Origin of the sequence: Mycobacterium sp., assembly GCF_040509115.1 — a bacterium.
Taxonomy (GTDB): domain Bacteria; phylum Actinomycetota; class Actinomycetes; order Mycobacteriales; family Mycobacteriaceae; genus Mycobacterium.
The window spans coordinates 1-2785 of record NZ_JBEVLO010000361.1; the positions used below are offsets into that span (position 1 = coordinate 1).

The following is a 2785-nucleotide window of genomic DNA, read 5'->3' on the forward strand; positions in this document are numbered from 1 at the left end:
TTACTGAGTTCATCAAACGAACGCAAGGGGTAGCGTGGTGAACATGGCGCTGGACGACTTGGAGGATGAGCAGTGCTCGATCGCACGTCCGGTCGCGCTGCTCGGGGACCGATGGACGCTCGTTCTATTGCGCCAAGCCTTTACGGGTGTCCGGCGATTCGACCAATTCCAATCCACGATGGGCCTGTCACGCGCCGTCCTGGCCCAGCGACTGGCGCAACTGGTGGATGCCGGCATCTTCGAGCGCACGGCGTACAAGGACGAGCGCCGCACCCGCCACGAGTATCGGTTGACCGACAAGGGCATGGACCTCTACCCCATTCTGATGGCGCTACGTACCTGGGGTGACAAGTACATGGCGCCCGACGGTCCGTTCCTGCTGTACCGGCACCGCGATTGCGGTGGACATGCCGAAGTGCTCCACGCGTGCGATCGGTGTGGCTCCGAATTGACCGCGCGTGACGTCGTCGTCGAGGTGGGGCCGGGGCTCACTGCCTCCAGCTGAGACGCGGGTCGTCCGCAACATGGGCGTCCGAATTTGCGGCCACCGCCGTCGAATCCGGCGGCGAGTGCGCTCTTGCGCGCACGACGTCACCCGCGGAATCTCACGTCATGTCCACGGGGCTTGTCCTCAGATCTGCGGTCCGGGCGCGTAGGCGGAGAGGATCTGACCTTCGGCGTCGCCTAGGTAGGCCAAGAGCATATTCTCGGCGACGTCGATCGCGCCGGCTATCACCGCGTCGTAGATCGCATGGTTCCTGGCCAGGTAAGGCATGTGAAATGTATGCGGATCCGCCATGACGTGAAAGACGAGGCGCAGTTCGTTCCACACATCGTTCATCAACCGGTCGAGGCGTCGGCTGTTGTTCAGGGCGGAGATCGCCTTGTGGAAGGCGATGTCGGCATTGCCGACTCCGGTCCAGTCCCCCTGCGCCGCATGCGCATCGGCGTCGTCGAGCGCACGCTGGAGCGCCCCGAGATGCGCGGTGGCGAGGTCGACCCCTCGGATCGCGGCGCATTCGACGATGCGGCGGCAGCTGTACAGTTCGGCTACGTCTTCAGGTGTCGGAATCCGAACGAACACACCACGATTCAGCTCATGGACGACCAACCGCTCCTCGACGAGTGATTTGAACGCCTCGCGCAGCGTGTTTCGGGATACACCAAGGCCTGAGCAAATGTCAGGCTCCGAGAGCCGCGTCCCAGGGAGAAACTCGCCTTCGAGAATGCATGACCGGATGATGTCTGCGATCTGCGTGCTCCGGCTCCCTCGGGCCAGGAGACTGCGCCGTGCTGACAGAACAGCCTTGGCCGTCGACTCACCCACATGTACCGATGACGACATTCAAGCAGTTCCCTTCTCGAAACGTGCCCCAAACGCAATGGTGAAAGACTCCCACGTTGTGTCCTCCAAGTAAACGATTGAACGAACCTATTGCAGGATCGTTCAACGATCCTCTAGTCTCGGATGAGAGCTGGATCACTGATGTCAATCGGGAGGCACCCATGGATTCGACAACCACCCGTTCGCCAGGAGACGGCAGCGCTCCTGACGCTGCAGACCGGCCCTTCGACTGGTTCAGGACGCTGAGCGCTAGAGGGCGCCTTGCCTTCTTCGGCGCCTTCGGCGGCTACGGGCTGGATTCCTACGACTTCCAGGTACTGCCGCTCGCCCTGGGCGCCATCGCCTCCTACTTCGCGATCAGTACCGGCGAAGCCGGCCTGCTGACTACGGTCACGCTGGTGGTGTCGGCTCTCGGTGGGGCGCTTGCCGGTGTTCTGTGCGACAAGATCGGCCGTATTCGAACCCTGCAGGTGACCGTTGCCACGTACACCTTGTTCACCGTGTTGTGCGGCTTCGCTCCGAATTTCGAGACACTGCTGGTCTTTCGGGCGCTGCAGGGACTCGGATTCGGCGGCGAGTGGGCTGCTGGCGCCATCCTGGTCGCTGAGTACGCCAAGCCGCAGTACCGCGGGCGTGCCGTCGCCTACGTCCAGAGCTCGTGGGCGGTCGGGTGGGGGCTGGCCGTCCTGGTTTACACCATCGTCTTCCAGGTGTTCAGCGAGGAAATCGCGTGGCGCGTGCTGTTCTGGACGGGTGCGATCCCGGCATTGCTAATCATCTGGGTGCGCCGCCACGTCACCGACACCGAGGCCGTCACCGAAAAGCGGGAGATCGCAGGCAAGAAGCGCGGTTCGTTCGCTGCAATCTTCCGCCGAGATCTGCTGCGCACGACCTTCTTCGCATCGTTGCTTGCCACCGGCGTCCAGGGGGGCTACTACACGCTGGCCTCCTGGTTGCCCACCTACCTCAAGAAGAGCCGTGGACTCGACGTCGTGGGGACCGGTGGCTACTTGATCATTGTGATCAGCGGCGCATTCCTCGGTTACATCTGCGGTGGAATCCTCTCCGACAAGCTGGGCCGCAAGCGCACCATGCAACTGTTCGCGAGCCTATCGGTGGTCTTCATGGTGGGCTACGCACTCGTACCCGACGGCGCCAACACACTCGTGATGCTGCTGGGTTTCCCCCTGGGATTCTGCACATCCGCCATCTTCTCCGGATTCGGCTCGTTCCTGTCCGAGCTCTACCCCGCCGAGTTCCGCGGCACGGGGCAGGGTTTCACCTACAACTTCGGTCGCGCAGTGGGCGCAGCATTTCCCACCGTGGTCGGATTTCTGGCGTCTACCACCCTGGGTCTCGGTGGCGCGCTGATCTTCGGCGCGATCGGCTACGTGATCGCGGTCATCGCGCTCTTCGGGCTGCCCGAGACCCGCGGCATCG

At 62.9% G+C, this 2785-nt stretch carries 3 protein-coding genes; 2 read left to right on the plus strand and 1 reads right to left on the minus strand.

The window, feature by feature from the left end; all coding sequences use genetic code 11:
• Window positions 1-43: 43 nt before the first annotated feature.
• Window positions 44-505 (plus strand): winged helix-turn-helix transcriptional regulator, encoded by a 462-nt coding sequence (locus ABW137_RS25305; protein ID WP_526404211.1) that lies wholly within the window; start codon window positions 44-46, stop codon window positions 503-505.
• A 126-nt stretch (window positions 506-631) separates the two neighbouring features.
• On the opposite strand, the gene ABW137_RS25310 is transcribed toward ABW137_RS25305, so the two are convergent.
• Complete coding sequence (locus tag ABW137_RS25310) at window positions 632-1345, minus strand: GntR family transcriptional regulator (RefSeq protein WP_526404212.1); 714 nt, start codon at window positions 1343-1345, stop codon at window positions 632-634.
• A gap of 161 nt (window positions 1346-1506) precedes the next feature.
• Here ABW137_RS25310 and ABW137_RS25315 point away from each other — a divergent pair.
• Window positions 1507-2785, plus strand: a 1279-nt coding sequence (locus ABW137_RS25315) for an MFS transporter (RefSeq protein WP_526404213.1), incomplete at its 3' end; no start/stop codon positions are given.